Source organism: Pseudomonas fluorescens (assembly GCF_002022275.1).
GTDB lineage: Bacteria > Pseudomonadota > Gammaproteobacteria > Pseudomonadales > Pseudomonadaceae > Aquipseudomonas > Aquipseudomonas fluorescens_AJ.
The window spans coordinates 102,705-102,944 of record NZ_MSDF01000031.1 but is presented as its reverse complement, the minus strand read 5'-3'; the positions used below and the strand labels follow the sequence as shown (position 1 = coordinate 102,944).

At 60.0% G+C, this 240-nt stretch carries 1 pseudogene; it reads left to right on the top strand.

Annotated elements, in window-relative coordinates:
* A pseudogene (locus BFW87_RS32165) lies at positions 1-196 on the top strand (hypothetical protein); the annotation flags it as partial.
* Positions 197-240 lie beyond the last annotated feature (44 nt).

Sequence of the window (240 nt, the reverse complement as noted above, 5' to 3'; positions counted from 1 at the left end):
CTCCCACAGGGGATTTGCGGTGTTTGAAAAATCTTCACTGGCCGGGCCATCGCGTCGGGCACTCTCCCACAAGCGACGACGTTCAAATGTGGGAGCTGGCTTGCCTGCGAAGGCGGCGGCATTGCCGAAAGAGATGTCGCCTGACCTGCCGCTTTCGCAGGCAAGCCAGCTCCCACAGGGGATCTGTGGTGTTTGAAAAATCTTCACTGGCCGGGCCATCGGGTTGGGCACTCTCCCACA